This window comes from Actinoplanes nipponensis (assembly GCF_016862275.1).
Lineage (GTDB): Bacteria > Actinomycetota > Actinomycetes > Mycobacteriales > Micromonosporaceae > Actinoplanes > Actinoplanes nipponensis.
Genome location: NZ_BOMQ01000071.1, coordinates 1 through 14807 on the forward strand (window position 1 = coordinate 1; position 14807 = coordinate 14807).

General features: G+C 71.8%; 14 protein-coding genes. 3 read left to right on the forward strand and 11 right to left on the reverse strand.

Annotation, left to right across the window (positions count from 1 at the left end; translation table 11 throughout):
* The 11 genes from Ani05nite_RS30200 to Ani05nite_RS30250 form a co-directional block, all read right to left on the reverse strand.
* Nucleotides 1-311: MarR family transcriptional regulator (locus tag Ani05nite_RS30200; protein ID WP_203774056.1), on the reverse strand; the 311-nt coding region annotated here is incomplete at its 3' end.
* A 476-nt stretch (nt 312-787) separates the two neighbouring features.
* A complete protein-coding gene (locus tag Ani05nite_RS41475) occupies nt 788-1825 on the reverse strand; it encodes a C40 family peptidase (protein WP_239130771.1) in 1038 nt (345 codons plus the stop codon).
* Nucleotides 1813-2580: a replication-relaxation family protein gene (locus tag Ani05nite_RS30210; protein ID WP_203774183.1), complete on the reverse strand. Its 768-nt coding sequence runs from the start codon at nt 2578-2580 to the stop codon at nt 1813-1815. The genes Ani05nite_RS41475 and Ani05nite_RS30210 overlap by 13 nt, the downstream gene beginning before the upstream one ends.
* Nucleotides 2581-2684: 104 nt before the next feature.
* Entirely contained in the window at nt 2685-4265 is a 1581-nt protein-coding gene (locus tag Ani05nite_RS30215; RefSeq protein ID WP_239130772.1) for a type IV secretory system conjugative DNA transfer family protein, read from the reverse strand.
* Nucleotides 4262-5647, reverse strand: coding sequence for a hypothetical protein (locus tag Ani05nite_RS30220; protein WP_203774058.1), 1386 nt, complete (start codon nt 5645-5647; stop codon nt 4262-4264). Before Ani05nite_RS30220 ends, Ani05nite_RS30215 begins: the two co-directional genes overlap by 4 nt.
* A 52-nt stretch (nt 5648-5699) precedes the next feature.
* Nucleotides 5700-7457, reverse strand: coding sequence for a VirB4 family type IV secretion system protein (locus Ani05nite_RS30225; protein ID WP_203774060.1), 1758 nt, complete (start codon nt 7455-7457; stop codon nt 5700-5702).
* Nucleotides 7454-8401, reverse strand: coding sequence for a PrgI family protein (locus Ani05nite_RS30230; RefSeq protein ID WP_203774062.1), 948 nt, complete (start codon nt 8399-8401; stop codon nt 7454-7456). Before Ani05nite_RS30230 ends, Ani05nite_RS30225 begins: the two co-directional genes overlap by 4 nt.
* Nucleotides 8398-10587, reverse strand: coding sequence for a TrbL/VirB6 family protein (locus Ani05nite_RS30235; protein WP_203774064.1), 2190 nt, complete (start codon nt 10585-10587; stop codon nt 8398-8400). The genes Ani05nite_RS30230 and Ani05nite_RS30235 overlap by 4 nt, the downstream gene beginning before the upstream one ends.
* Before the next feature lies 1 nt (nt 10588).
* On the reverse strand, nt 10589-10921 hold the full coding sequence (locus tag Ani05nite_RS30240; protein WP_239130788.1) for a pilin: 333 nt from the start codon (nt 10919-10921) through the stop codon (nt 10589-10591).
* 389 nt (nt 10922-11310) lie between these two features.
* A complete protein-coding gene (locus Ani05nite_RS30245) occupies nt 11311-12129 on the reverse strand; it encodes a sigma-70 RNA polymerase sigma factor region 4 domain-containing protein (protein WP_203774068.1) in 819 nt (272 codons plus the stop codon).
* Nucleotides 12130-12357: 228 nt separating this feature from the next.
* Nucleotides 12358-12615 carry a hypothetical protein gene (locus tag Ani05nite_RS30250; RefSeq protein ID WP_203774070.1) on the reverse strand — a complete coding sequence of 86 codons (258 nt, stop codon included), beginning with the start codon at nt 12613-12615 and terminating at the stop codon, nt 12358-12360.
* Between the two features lie 253 nt (nt 12616-12868).
* On the opposite strand from Ani05nite_RS30250, the gene Ani05nite_RS30255 reads away from it, so the two are divergent.
* Genes Ani05nite_RS30255 through Ani05nite_RS30265 form a run of 3 tightly spaced genes read left to right on the forward strand, consistent with a single transcriptional unit; the run spans nt 12869 to nt 14701 of the window.
* The gene (locus tag Ani05nite_RS30255; RefSeq protein ID WP_203774072.1) at nt 12869-13573 is read left to right on the forward strand and encodes a hypothetical protein; all 705 of its coding nucleotides are present in this window, start codon (nt 12869-12871) and stop codon (nt 13571-13573) included.
* Nucleotides 13566-14486, forward strand: coding sequence for a TRM11 family SAM-dependent methyltransferase (locus tag Ani05nite_RS30260; RefSeq protein WP_203774074.1), 921 nt, complete (start codon nt 13566-13568; stop codon nt 14484-14486). Before Ani05nite_RS30255 ends, Ani05nite_RS30260 begins: the two co-directional genes overlap by 8 nt.
* The gene (locus Ani05nite_RS30265) at nt 14483-14701 is read left to right on the forward strand and encodes a helix-turn-helix transcriptional regulator (RefSeq protein ID WP_203774076.1); all 219 of its coding nucleotides are present in this window, start codon (nt 14483-14485) and stop codon (nt 14699-14701) included. The genes Ani05nite_RS30260 and Ani05nite_RS30265 overlap by 4 nt, the downstream gene beginning before the upstream one ends.
* Nucleotides 14702-14807 lie beyond the last annotated feature (106 nt).

Below are 14807 nucleotides of genomic sequence, written 5' to 3' on the forward strand. Positions count from 1 at the left end.
GGGGTCTCGTCCGCCGGGGTGGCGTCAGCCGGGGCCGGGGTGGCGTCAGCCGGGGTCTCGTCCGCCGGGGCCTCGTCAGCCGGGGCCGGGGTGGTGGCCGGGTGCCAGATGTCGGCGGTCTTGCGGTTGCCGTTGGCGGGGCCGGGGGTGCGGGTGGCGGTGCCGTCGGCTTCCATCGCGGTGAGGGTCTTCGCGACGGTGGAGGCGCTGACGCCGGAGGCGTCGGCCAGTGCGCGGGTGGTGATGCCGTCCGGGTGGGCGGCGAGGGTGTTGGCGACGGTGACGGCGGCGGGCGTGGTGGGCGTGGTCATGGCGGTGATACCTCCGTGAATAGGGTTGGAAATAGCGTTCCCGCGATTAGTGCGGTGCGCTTTCCGGTGGTGTTCCGGCGGGGCGTTTGTTGTTGCCCACGTCCATGGACCCTCTGCACGCATTGTTTGTCAACCCGCGTTTTCATGACTCTTTACGGGTGGCCGTCCGGAACACGTTTTGCCTCGTGCCGTACGGTGTCGCCCCGGATTGCATCGGGGCGTTAGTGCTGTTGTATTGCCCGCTCGGCGCGTTATGGCGCACGCCGGTGTATCGGGTAGGACTCGTGCCCCCGTGCGCTTATACGGCGCGGTGGCGGCTCGCTGCCTGCGGCCTGACGCTCCGCCGTGTCTGGCCGCAGGCAATGGGGCGGCTCTTTATTGCTCGATAGTGCGGTGAAGTCAAGTCGACGTATTGAGCTGAATGTCACTTCGCGGGCCGGCGTCCGGTGCGCTCGGCGCCTCGGATTTGTCAAGCGTCAGCTCGGCACGATGCGACGTATTGCCGCTATCTGATTTATCCAGGCTGACAATTTGCTGATCTTCACCACGTCGCCGGTTTTCGGTGCTTGCACAATGAGGCCGGAACCGAGGTACATGCCGACGTGGCCGGGATCGGCGCGGGTGCCGCCGCCACCGGGGATGAGGATGAGGTCGCCGGGGCGAAGGTCGGCCGGGTCGGGGACGGAGGTGCCCGCGTGGACCTGATCGGCGGTGGTGCGCGGGATGCGGATTCCGGCCGCCCGGTACGCCTGTTGCATCAGCGAGGAACAGTCGCACTGACGCCGGGGGTTGCCCGAGTGCGGTGCGGTGCAGTCCCCGCCGAAGGTGTACGGGGTGCCGAGCTGTCCGAGCGCCCACCCGATCGCGGTCACCACCGGCGGCGGCGTGCCCGCCGGGAGCGTGAACCCTGGTGGCAGCGACGCGGCGGCCTCGGGCGGGAGGTTGTCGCCGCCGTCGCACACCACCCCGCCGGTGTACGCGGCCACAATCGCGGCAGCGCGTGTCTCGTGTTTGGAGTACGCATCCGGGTACGCCGAGCGTTGGACGACCTGTGCGGCGTCGGTGAGCGGCAGGGTTTGCCACCGGGGCACCCGTTGGAGGCGTTCGTAGAACTTCCCGGCGGCGTAGTCCGGTGTCATGATCTGCGCCGGGGTGCCCCATCCCATGCTCGGGCGTTGTTGGAACAGGCCCAACGAGTCGTGATCGTTGTTCGGCCCGAGGTGGCCGAGGTTGCGCAGGCCAGACTCTTGCAGCGCGGTCGCGACGGCGATCACCCACCCGCGCGGTGGCACGCCCATGCGCTGACCGACCGCCACGATGACGGCGGCGTTACCTGCCTGCTCGGCGGTCAGTCCGACGGGGGCCGCGCCGGGTGTGGTGGCGGTGGCCGTACACGCGTAGGCCGGACTCTGGCCGCCACCGACCACCCCGGAGACGACTCCGGCCGCCGCGCCGATGATGATCACGAGGAGGAGGACGAGTCCGCCGACCGCGCCGGTGACTACCCGTCCCATACGGCACCGCCGGACACGGGCAGGTCTGCCAGGGTGAGCCGTCCGGCGTGTCCGGGTAGCCGCCACACGGCTCCGGCGGGGCCGCCGTGAGCGGCGGCGTAGTCGTCCGCACCGGTCGCCACGCTCACCCCGTCCGGCACCCCGACGCGCGACAGGTGGGCGTGGAGATTGGCCTCCCGCGCGGCGGTGGGTAGCCAGAACGCCACCGGGTACGCGCGGCGGGGGCCGAGCGCGGCGTAGCCGGTGAGTTTGGTCGCGACCCGCGACAGGGTTTCGGTGCCGAGATCCATCTCCAGCCAGAACGGCACCGCCCGCCCGCCGACCGTCCACACGCCGTGCCCGTCGGGGCGCACCACGTTGGCGGTGGCCTCACGGCATGCCGCCTCGTTCCACCACCGGGCCAACCGCGCGCCGGAGGCGGTGCGGGCGTGCGCGGTGAGCGCGACGAAAAACCCGTTCGTGGCGAGCAAGTGCTCCAAACGTGGAGACATGGCCAGGCGGGCGGTAGCGTCGCGGACGGCGGCCGGGCGGGGCATCGCCTCGCCACGTCCGGCCGCCACGAGCGCCGCACCGACGGGGCCGAGGGTCCACCTCCACGATTGCGAGCCGGGCCGCCGGTAGTGGCGGAACCGGTCGAGGATCTCGCGCTGGTGCAGCAGGTTGAGCCGGTTGCGGGCACGGCCGAGGGAGCCGAAGGCCAGGTCGGTCAGGTGCTCGGTGGTGAAGGTGGAGTGCTGGTCGAGCAGGTCGAGCATGAGCCGGTCGCGGGGGGTGAAGCGGGCGAGTTCGGCGGCGACGACGGACGCCGTCAGGCGGGCACGAGCCGGGCTGTTAGCCGTAGTAGGAGTGATATCTCTTATCAGTCGGTTCCGGTCCACCAGTCCTCCTCACCGTCGTCGGCCAGCGCAGATGCCGTGTTCACGGGCGAGCGTTCAGCCGGGCGTTGGCGGTCGTTGGATTTCTCGTTGGATTTCTCGTTAGATCCCTCCCGTGAGCCCGCCCCTTGAACAGCGAAGGTGTTACGGCCCACCAACTCGTCGCTGTTGCCAGCCACCTCAGCAGCAGGGGTTTCGGGCTGGGCCGGTGAGGCGGTGGCCGCATCGCCGATGAGTTCACGACGGGTCTTGACCGGCAGCCCGGTGTGTTCGCGAGCCAGCCGGCGAAGCTGCGCGGCTCTGCCGGGGTGCGGCGTGGGCGGAGCAAGAGTGTCCGCGGTGACCGGAGCCACGATCCGGCCGCCGGCGACCGGACGGAGCACGACCTCGTAACCGCCGAGGCGCATCAGGTCCCCGTGGTCGAGATACGGGCGTACGTGGTGGGCCTGATCGACGGCGTCCTTCGGGGCGAGCGCGAAGTACACCTTGTTGCGGGCGTTGGCGTCGATCGCCTCTGCCATGTCCCCGGACAACTGGCCCAGGTACTGGTGCGCCAGCGTGAACGAGGTGTGCAGGCCGCGGGCTTCGGCGAGGGCGTCATCGATGCCGATCGGCAGGTGCAGGAAGTTGTGGCACTCGTCCAGCACGATGCTGGCGTCGAGCCGATCGTGCTCGGGGATGCGGGCGCGGGCGGCGGTGGCCTGCCACAACCCCGCCAGCAGCAGCGACCCGATCAGGCGGGTGCCGTCCTCGCCGATGACGCCTTTGGGGAGCCGGCACAGCAGCACCCCGCCGTCGAGGATGTCGGCGAACCTGAACGTCGTGGCCGGTACTCCGAACAGGCCGCTCGCCAAAGGGTGCGCGAGGACCAGGCGCAGCCGTGACAGCAGCGGGGCGACGAGCCCGGCGCGCTGACCCGTGGGCAGTTCATTGAAGCCTTCCCAGAAGTCGCCGAGGGTGCTGCCCTCCCACGCGCCCAGGCTGTTGACGACTGCGGTAACCCGGCCGCTGCGCCACTTCGCGTCCGACAGCAGCCGCGGCAACTGTGCGAGCGTGGAGCCGGGCAGGTGGGCCAGGGTGAGCAGGCCGTGGTAGCAGATGTCGGCGGTGCGGTGGCCCCACCAGCGTGCCCACACCTTCGACATGACCGAGGTGAGCGCGGCGGCGACATCATGCGGAGTTCCGCCGTGCACGGCAGGGTCGAGCAGGTTGATGGCCGGCGGCGCGGCCGTCTCGTCCGGGTCGATGATGACGAGCCGGTCACCGCACGCGGCGGGCAGGACGCCGAGCAGGTCGCGGATCAGGTCGCCTTTGGCGGGGTCGAACGCGGCGACGCCGCGCCCGGCGTCGACATCGTCAGCGATCATCCGCAGCAACAGGCTGGTCTTGCCGGTGCCAGTCGGCCCGCACACGTGCAGGTGATGACGGCAATCTTCCAAAGAGATCCCCACCCGGACGGCGGGTCCGGCGTTGGCAACGCCGATGACCTTGCCGCCGAGGCCATGACGTTCAGAGGACGGCACCAGGTGCAGACGGCGCTGCGGTGCGGACTCGGTAGCGGTCACGGGGCGCTCCAGACTTGGGGTGGGTCGTCCTGGCTCGCACCGGCGGGCGCGGTAGCCGGGTCCGCCGCCGGGCGCTTCGCTCGCGGGGCGGGCTGGTGGGGACCGGCGGTGAACACTTCGCGGCTGACCGGGCGGCGCCGGGACGCAGCGGCGGGAAGGCCGTGTGCGGACGGCTCGGCGGGCAGCCCGGCCAGCGCGGCGGCCTCGTGCACGGAGGCGAGGGTCATCTGGGCGGCGGCCACCCACCGCGACGTTGCGTTGCGGTGCGCTCGGCGTAGCCGTCGGCGGGCGAAGTGCGCAGACAACAGGCTGTAACCGGAGGTGATGTCCGCCGCAGCCGCCTGCGCCGCCGCCTTGGTGGGGCCAGCGGCAGTGGCGTGCACCGCCACCAGCAGATGCGGCGGGGCACCGAGTTTGATACGAGCCTGGCGCGCCTGCTCGGCCAGGTAGGGGTCGATGCGACCCGTCGTGCTGGTGCGACGGCTGGGGCCGGGGGTAACGGCGTTGAGAATGCCGATGATCAGCGCCCGTAATCCGTCAGCGGTCAGACCGATCACCCGGGACGCGCCACTACGGGGACGGCGGGCACGCTGCGGATGGGTGGTGGCGCGACGCAGCCCGTTGACCCGGTGTCTCGGCGCACGGGTGACGTGGACCTGCAGCAGGCCGCCGCCGGTGCGCCCGGCGGCGGCGAGCCCGTCGAATACCGCCCGCAACCGATCCTCCTCCGGCGGGGCACCAACCTCCCCCCGGTGGCCACGTGCCGGGGCGGGGTCATCGACCAGGGGCAGCCACTCCGGCTGGGTGGCCTGCAACGCCACGGCGGCGGCCGGGCTGCCCGGCGCGAAGCCCGGCGGGCGCCTCTGTTCGGCGCGGGCACCGGGCCACGCCCGTTGCAGCAGCCGGAGCACGGCGGTCGGGTTCACCCCGGGTGGCAACCACAGTCCGCACCGCATCCCTTTCGGGTCGGCGGCGACCTCCCAGACGATGCGATACGGACGCCACGCCCACCACCGCGACGCAGGCAGCACCGACGCGAGCAGCCGCCACAGTTCCACGGTGGAGGCGGCCGTGGCTGACACCGGTGGGGTGATCTCCAACCATCGGGCCTGCGCGGCGTGGTTGCGCCACACGGTGCGCCGCCACATGCGGACCCCGATGCGGGTGGCGATCAACAGCAGCACGCAGGCCAGCAACAACGGCCAGTGTCGATGGGCGAACATCCAGGCGGTGTGCGGTGCATCGGTGGCCCACGTACCGCAGAGCAGGTTGCCGAGCGCGGAGTCCGGGATGCCGTCGTGGCCGGGGACACAGGTCACAGACGGCGGCGCGGCCGGTGGCGCAGTAGGCGAGAAGGCGATCAAGGGCAGCGTTGTGCGCATGAGACGATTCCCGTTCTCGGGGAAGGCTGGGCGATGGGAGCCGGGCCGAGGCTCAGCCGTCGCCGGCGGCCGGACCCGTGACGACGAGGTCGTGTTCGACGTCGTCGGCGAGGCTGTGAAACGCCACCCTCGAAGATCCACACGCCAGGAGCGCGTCTCCCCGGGCGGCGGACAGCAGGAATGCCTGCTCACCGTCGGTGAGCCCGAATGCCTCCGATACCGCTTTGATGGCCTGCGGTGCCTGCCGGAGCAGGACTTGGGTGGCGGCGTTGGACACCACGGCGCGGCCGGTGTCGGTGGCGAGCACGTCGGCGGCGTCCTGGGTGACCACGGTCAGCCCCGCCCCGTGCTTACGCGCTGATTTCGCCAGGTGCAGGAGGAACTTCGCGCCGAGCCCGGCGCGCAGCATCAGCCACGCCTCATCGACCAGGACGAGCTGGCGTTGCTCGGGTGACGAGCTGGTGATCTTGCGCCAGATCGCGTCCAGGGTCAGCAGCGTCCCGACCGGCTTGAGTTCGTCCGACAGGTCCTTGATCGCGTAGACCACCAGGTGGCCCTCGGCGGCGGTGGTGGTCGGCCCGTCGAACAGCCCGGCGAACGACCCGGCCACGTACGGGTACAGCCGCGCGGCCAACCTTTGCCCGGCGTCGCCGAGCTGATGGAGCTCGGCGGCGACATCGGCGAGCAGCGGGGCGGGCCGCCGCCAGGTACGCGGGTCGGTGGTGATGCCCTTGGCCCGGTACGCGGCGAGCACGGCGGCGTCCAGGACCGGCACCTCGTCCGGCGGGATTGCGGCGGTGGCGTTGTCGCCTGCGGTGAGGACGGCGACGAAGGTCTGCATGAATCCGGTCCGCCGGTACAGCGCGTCGTCACCATCGGCGAGCGACAGGTCGAGGGGGTTGATCCGCACACCCGGTGCGCCGGGCCGGATCACCGTCCCGCCGACTGCCTCGGCCAGGCGCAGGTATTCGTCTTCGGGGTCGATGACGAACGCCTGCACGCCGAGGTACAGGTTGCGCAGCAGGTCGAGTTTGGCCAGGTACGACTTGCCCTCACCGGAACGGGCGAGGATGACGGCGTTGTAGTTCGACTGCGCCCACCGGTCCCACACCACCACCCCGGCCGAGGCCAGGTTCAGCCCGTACAGCACGCCCATGCCGGTGCCTGCGGCACTGACCGGCAGGTCGGGGCTGGTGAACGGGAACGCGGCGGCGAGCGCGTCGGTGTCGAACACCCGGCGCATCCCGAGCGCGTCGACCGCGAGGGGCAGGCTGGTCACCCAGCCCTGCAACTGTCGCCACGTCGCCGGGGCGACGTCCAGCAGCAGCGACGACGCCAATGCCCGCACCTCGGCCACCCGGTCGGCGAGGTCCTCCGGACTGGATCCATGCACGTTCAGGTAGAGGCCGACGCGGAACAGGCGGGCTTGGCCCCGGGCGACCCGGGCGGCGAGGTCCGCAGCGTCGGCGGCGGCGGCGTCCAGCTCCGGGTCATCGAGGCGGCCCTTGCCGGCGTCGGCACGCCGCGACGACTCCAACCGGCCGCGCTGCTTACGCAGCCGGTCGGATGCCACGACCGGTGGCACCGGTTCGATGTGCAGCGACACATCGACGCGGCCCGGGTACGACAGGACCGGTTCGAGCCAGCCCGCGCCGACTTCGGCCGGGTAGCCCGTCACCGCGAGGGTGGCGCTGTAGTCGTCGCCGGCGTGCACGAAGCGCCCCGCGACCTCCACGGCGTCCGGGCTGCCCGGCAGCACTGTCCCTTCGGGTGCCGCCGCCGGTCGGCGGCGCATGGTGGGCAGTCTCATGCGAGGTCACCGTCCTCCAGCTCGGTACTCACGTCGTGGTGGGTCAGCGCTCGGGCAGGGCCGGCGGCGGCCGGGTCGAGACACGCGGCGAGGGTCGCCTGAGTGGCGTAGCCGTCCAGGGCGGTGGCGACCACCTCGCACCCGGCGAGGGCACGCACGGTCTCCCGTGCCCGATGGGTGGTGTGGGCGGAGCCTCGACTGCCGCGCACCGCGACGGTGACATCGCGGTGCAGCAGCTCGCGCTGCTCGGCGAGGTCGTCGAGGAACGCGGCGTGCGAGCGGGCGGCGTCTTCCAACGCGGGGTGCGGCAACCCCGGTGCGTCGTGCAGGATGCGGTCCGCGACGTGGGTCAGGTCGACGCGTTGCGCCCGGATGAGGATCTGCGTCGGCCCGTCGAGGCTGTGCAACCAGCGGGCGAACCCGGCGACCAGGCCGTTCTGCTCACCGGCCGAGCGCAGCCCGAACGCCACCGTCGATGCCGCCACCAGTGCGGTGGTGCCGTCGCTGCCGAGGTCGACCAGCCCTTCGGCGGTGATGCCTGTCGCCGGTAGCCGCAACGGTGCGGGCAGCGGCAACCGGTCACCGCGCCCGGCGGTGGTCGACACCCAGGCCGGGGCAGCGGCAATCGGTCCTTCAGCGGGTACGAGGCGGTGCGGGGCGCGGCGATGCCGGATCGCCGACAGCAGCCAGGCGTCGAGGCTGATCCCCTCGCGGCGGCCGACCGCAAGGAAGAACGCCGCCGCGGCCACCGGAACAGCGCCGATGAGGAAGTACAGCGGGTGGACCACCGTCGCCAGGGCCGTCCACGCGGCGTAGATGATCAGGCCGGTGACGGTGAGGATGACCAACTGCCTGCCGGTGAGGCCGAACATCAGCCGATCAGCTTTCTCCACGTCGGCGGGGACGCGAGCGCGCAGCGGCTCGTCGTCGTCACGGGTGCTCATGGGTTACTCCTGTCGCGACGGCGCCGGACGCGGCCGTCCGGCGCACTCGGGACGCCCGGCCGCACCGAGGGCGCGGGCGCCGACTCCGGGGACGGGGACGGGACGGGCGGGCGGACGGCTGGGGACGACCGCTGCGGCGCAACTGTCGGGGACGGCTGCGGCGCGGGGACGGCTTGAACCTCGGACGCGGGGCGGGCGGGCTGCACCGCGCGGACGGCCGGGACGGGACGAGCCGCCGGGACGGGACGAGCCGCCGGGACGGGACGAGATGCCGGGACGGGACGAGATGCCGGGACGGGACGAGAGGCCGGGGCGGGACGGGCGGACGCGGTAGGACGGACGCCGGGCACCGATGCCGCCGGAGTTGCCGGTGCGGCTGCGGGAGGACTGGTGGTGCGGGCAGGCGCCGGTGCACGCCGTGCCGCTGTGGGCCGTGAACGTGCGGGTGCGGCCGGTGCTGCGGAGAACACCGGTGTGACCGGGGCCGGAGGACGCCTCGGCGCCGTCTGGGCCTGCGGCGCTGCGGAGAACGCGGCGGCCGGTGCCCGGCGCGCGGTGGCCGAGGCGTTACCGGGTGCCGGGGTGGTGGGTGGGTGGCTGAACGGCTGCGTACTCGGCGGCGGTGCTGTCGCCGGAGCCGACTCCGGACCCGGTGGGGTGGAGAACACCACCGGCGGCGCGGCCGTGGTCGGCGCGGGCGCGGGGGTCTGCGGTGGGGCGGCGTTGCTGAAGGCCGGGGCGGCGCTGGTCCCGGCGGGGACGGCCATGGGGGTGTGCACGACGGGGGCGTGGCTGAACGCGGCCGGTCCGGTCGGGGCCGGGGACGGCCGGGGACGGGAACCAGCCGGGGCGGGACGGGGCGCGGGGCGGGGACGGCTGCCGCCGCCCGTCCGCGATGCCGTCCCCGCCGTGGTGCGCGCGGCCGTCCCCGCTCGTCCCGCCGTCCCCACCGCAGCGGCAGCCTTCGCGCCGCCGAGGACGCCGGCCGCCGCGCCGAGGGTCTTGATGGTCAGGATGGTGCTGACGAGCTGACCGAGCAGCCCTCGTCCGCCGGACTGCCCGAGCGGGCCGAGGACGACATGTTTCATCCAGCCCGGCAGCTTGACCATGATCCACAGCATGGTCAGGCAGACCAGGATGCCGAGGAAGGTGTCCACGCTGGTCGGGAAGCCGAGCACGATCGCGCCGTTCGGGGTGAGGAACACGCGCACGGTGGCCAGCAGGATCAGTGCCTGGGCGAGTTGCATGCCCAGGCAGGCGCCGAACGCCCGCCACCAGGTGTAGGCGATGGATTCGGTGTACGGGCTCGCGTGGCAGATCATCGCGATCGGGGCGACGCCGATCAGCAGGACCGTGCCCGCGATCCGCAGCAGGAATGTCAGCAGCACGATGATGGCCAGCACGAGCGCGCCCAAGACCAGTAGCGACACCATGATGTTGCTGCCCATGGCCGAGTTGGTCAGGGCCTGACTGATTGCCGTCGCGGCGCTCTGCGGGTCGACGCCTTGTCCGGCGATGAACAGCGTCAACGCGTTGGTGGCCTCGATCAGCTTGGCGCACAGCAGCAGCGACACGTTCGCGGCGACACCGCCGATGACCAGCCGGGGCAGGATCTGCTTGAGCCCGTGCCGGGTCTGCAAGGTTTCCCGGGCGGTGACGGTGAACCCGCCGATGACCACGAACAGCACGAACACCGCGTTCGCCACGACGAGGCACGTCGTCCAAATCGCCTTGACCTGCGCATTGTTGGTCAGGTCGGGGGTGGACAGCAGCGTCGCACCGAGCCCCTCCATGATCGGGTTCAGGGCGGACTCGACCAGGTAGGCGAAGAAGTCGGTGATCGCCTTGCGGATCTGGCCACCGATGTCCCACCACGACGGGTCGGTGTCCGTGGCGGCACCGGGGGTGGGGCTGGTTCCCGGCGATGGCGCCGGAGTCGGTGTCGGCGTGGGTGCCGGGCTCGGTCCGCCGGGTGGCGGCGGTCCGATCGGGCTCGGTGTCGGGTTGGGTTGCGGCGTACTGGGTGCGCCGGGCGCTGGGGCGGGTGCGGGTGTCGGGTCGGCCAGTGCTGCTGTGCTGGTCAGAGCGGTTGCTGCGGCTGCCAGGCCGGTGCCGAGTAGCAGGGCGAGGATCAGCCGGGCGAGGCGGTGCGGGCCTCGCCCGGCCCGCGTCGGGGTGGGGGTCATGTCAGGCCACCCATCCGCCGACGATGGTGACGAACAGCGGCGCGAGCAGGGCCAGGCCGTAGCCGATAGCGGCTGACTTCATCGCCAGTTTGCCCTTTTCGACCTCGCCGGGGTCGCCGTTGGCGGCCAGGTAGCGCAGGGCACCGACGGTGAGGAACAAGGTGGCGACGGTGACGAGGATGCCGACCAGCCAGAGCCGGATGTTGTTGACGACCGCCTGGATGGAGTCGGCCGCGAGCGGCACCATGCCGGCGTCGGCGGCGTACGCGGCGCTCGAGGTCAGCACCAGCGCGGTCGTCAACGTGGCGGCGACCGCGATCAGGACGGGGATCATGCGGGTGGCCTGGTAGAGCACCCAGGTCGACGGGTTCAGGCGAGGGCGGCGTGGACGGCGTGCGGGCTTGCGCCGTCCGGTGCGGCTGGGCTTGACGGCCATGAAAGGGCACCTCCGGGGCGGGCCGCACCCGGCCCCGGGCAGGGCGGGGCCAGGGTGCGGCGCGGTGGGTGACAGAAGGCGGGAGCCATCGGGCTCCGTGCGTGGTGACCCGGTGGTGCCGACCGGCGCGGGGCCGTCCTCCTCACAGAGGCTCGGATGGGCCGGGTCAACGGGTGTCAGCGCCGTCAGCGGGGCCGGTCGGGGAGGTCACCTACGCGGGAAGGTCCCGCACTAATCCAATACAGATCCGGACCGCGATTTTGCAGAACCGCAGGTCAACGGGGTACTCAGGGCCGGTTGGCGGGTCGGGTGGTCTCGGCGGCGGTCGTCAAGGTGGCTTCGGTGATCACGTCGGTGTAGGGGTCGCTCAGCGTGCCGTCGTTGATCGCCGTGACCAGGCGCTGCACGGCCGGGCCGCGCTGGCGGTACACCTGCCAGTACGTACGGCCGAGGCGCTCGGCGTACTCGCTGACGCTGAGCTTGTCGAGGTAGGTCGCGCCGATCAGCTCGGCTTCCGGCACGCTCAGCACGCCCAACTGCACCGCCCGCAGCAGGACGAAGTCCGGGTGGTCATACGGCGGGGCCGGCGGCCGGGAGGCGGGCACGAAGTCGACCTCCCCGGAGGTACCGGGCTCGCGCTTGTCCAGCTCGCTGCGCGTGCGGGAGAACGCCACGTTCAACAGCCGCGTGAACACCCAGGGCGAGTGCAGATCGATCGCGAGTAGGGCCTGGTAGAAGTGGCTGACCACGGTGGCCTCGACGTCTCCCGCCGACAGCAGCCACAGCCGGTAGGCGGCCTTACGCAGCCCCGGCAACGCCACCCCCACCGCGCCGACCACCCACGAGTCGGAGCCGGCGCGCGCCTGGCGAGCCAGCAGCCGCCACACGGCGTCCTTCGCCTCGGCACCGCAGGAGGGGTGGGTCAGGATTGACGACAACTCGGTCAGCGGGATCTGGCGGCGCGGCAGCCCGTGGCCGAGACGGCGACCGTCGACCGAGAGCGGCTGCGGGCCTTCGCCCCGCAGCCGGAACCGATACTCGAAGTGGTCCAGGTACGACGCGTCGGCGCCGGGTGCCAGGTCGGTGATGCGCTGTGGTGCGGACATGGTGGAACTCCCTGAGCCGTGAGAAAGGGATTCGCGGTCCGGCTCTCGGGCCGAACGGCGGTGTGCCACCACGTCATCAGGGAGCTTGAACACATCTTGAACACTGTGGATCTTGTTCAAGGCCCGGCAGGGCGCATCCCCACCGCATCGCGTGGCCGGCGTCGATGCGCCGGTCAAGGAACGGTCGAGACCGCGACAGGGCCGGTGTTCACGGTGCGGCCTGTGTGTTCAAGGCGCCGCAAGCCACGTCGCCGCAGCCGCGCAATGCCTCGCCGTACGGCCATGAACACGACGACGTCTTTTCGACGTCGATCGATGGAAATACGGCGGAGGTGAGGTGACGTGTTCAAGGCCGTCACCGCTGTATGGATCTTGTTCAACCTCGGCGAGCGTGCCGGTGATCTTGTTCAACCCCGGCCCGACCCTCCGATGATCTTGTTCAACCCTCGCGGTGATCTTGTTCATGGCGAAGTAGATCTTGTTCAAGCAGTCGGGCCCTCGTCGCCCGAGGCGATGCCCACACCGGGTCCGCGCGTGGCTGAGCGACACGTCGGCGGCACCCCGTGTTCATGGCCCTGACCTGTGTGTTCAACCCTCGTGATGATCTTGTTCAACCCTCTCGGCTGCCCACCGGGAGGGGGCTCACGAACGCTGTACCACAGAGCTCGCGTGCAAAATTCGGGTCCGGATTTGTATTGAATGAGTGTCAGCGTTCGTCGGCGGACGTGGCCCACCACCCATGCCGCAGACTCACCAGCACCACCCGCAGACGACCCCGCAGCAGTCCCACGTCGGCCTGCTGCTCCTCCCGGCGCACCAGCTCACCACGCCACCGGCCGACCCGGCCGCATGGCACGGCATCGACCCTCACCGCCTCGCCCGGCTCATCGCGCACTACACCCGTGCTGGCGATGTCGTCCTCGACCTCGACAACCACCCCGGCGTCGCCCACGCCGCCCGATACCTGCACCGTCACCCGGCGACCCTCGTCACCGACGGCGATCACACCGACGTTCGGGCCACCGCCCAGCGGCCCGAGTCCGGCGGTCTCGCCGACGTGGCCGAGCGGGGTGTCTCGCTGCTGCTGACGGGCCTGCCCCGATCCGTCGGCGGCCTGCATGAGCTGGCCGAGGTGATGCGCCGGTGGCATCGACTGCTGCGTCCCGGCGGGTTCGTGCTCATCGCGCTGGCCCCTACCGGTGCCGAGCCGCGACCGGTCCCGCATCGCAGCACCGTCGTCACGGCTGCCCGCGCCGCCGGGTTGCGCTACCACCAGCACCTGCCCGTCCTGCTCGTGCCGCTCCCGGCCGTCGAGCCGCGCACCGACGCGGCGACCGCCGCCATCACCCGTCCCGCACTGCTCGGCGGCAGGCACGTGCCTGTCCATCTGGACGTCCTCGCGTTCGCCGCCAGCAGCATCGACCAGGGAGCCGTCCGTGCCTGAACCCGTCACCGCCACCTCCCGCACCACGCCGGACGTCACGCCGCTGTTCCAGCACATCGCCGACGGGGTGCAGGGCTCGGTCCTGCTGACCGGGCAGACCGCGTCCCGCGACCTGCGACGCAACCGCTACACCCCGGCCTCGATGGACCATCCGGGCAAGATGCTGCCCACCATCGCCCGCTACCTCATCGCCACCTACACCGACGAAGGCGACCTGGTCGCCGACCCGATGGCCGGCATCGGCACCACCCTCGTCGAAGCGATGCACCTCGGCCGCCACGGCGTCGGGGTCGAGTACGAGGATCGGTGGGCGCAGCACGCCGCCGACAACATCCGCCTCGCCGCCAGCCAGGCAGCGACCGGCACCGGGGAGATCTACCTCGGTGACGCCCGGCGCCTGCCCGCACTGCTGCCGCCCGAGGTCCACGGCCGGATCGCGCTGGTCATCACCTCACCGCCGTACGGGCCGTCGACCCACGGCCACGTCCGCACCCCCGGCCCACGCCGGGGGAAGGTCCGAAAGCTCAATCACCGGTACGGCGCCGACGCCGCGAACCTCGCCTACACCCAGCACGCCGAGCTGGCCGAGGGGTTCACCCAGATCCTCACCGGCTGCGCCGCCGTGCTGCGGCCCGGCGGCCACGTCGCGGTCACCGCCCGGCCGTACCGGCGGCACGGGGAACTGATCGACATCCCCGGCATGGTCGCGGCGGCCGGGATCGCCGCCGGACTGACCCTGGTCGAGGAACTCGTCGCGCTCATCGCCGGAGTCCGTGACGGCGTGCTCGTGCCGCGGGCGTCGTTCTTCCAGATCAAGAACGTCCGCGATGCCGTCGCCGCCGGTGACCCCCAGTGGCTGATCCAGCATGAGGATCTGCTGCTGTTCCGGCTCGGCCCGAAGGACGTCGCGTGACCCGGGCGACCTGGACGGTCGACGCCGTCCGCGCGCTGGGCACCACGACCGACATCGTCACCGCCGCAGCCGTCCTCGGCATCGGCCGCACCACCGCCTACCAACTCGCCCGTGACGGTGAGTTCCCCGTACCCGTGACCCGGGTCGGCCGCCGCTTCATCGTCGGCGTCCCGCACCTGTTGCGCGCCATCGGAGCCGCTGAGACCGCGGGCTGACAGCCGTCCGGCCCGAGCCGGGGACCGTCGCGTCGAGGGGCGGCGCACCGGCGGAGACCCCGGTGGTGACCAGGCTTGATCCCGCCCCACCGTCCGGCATGGATGG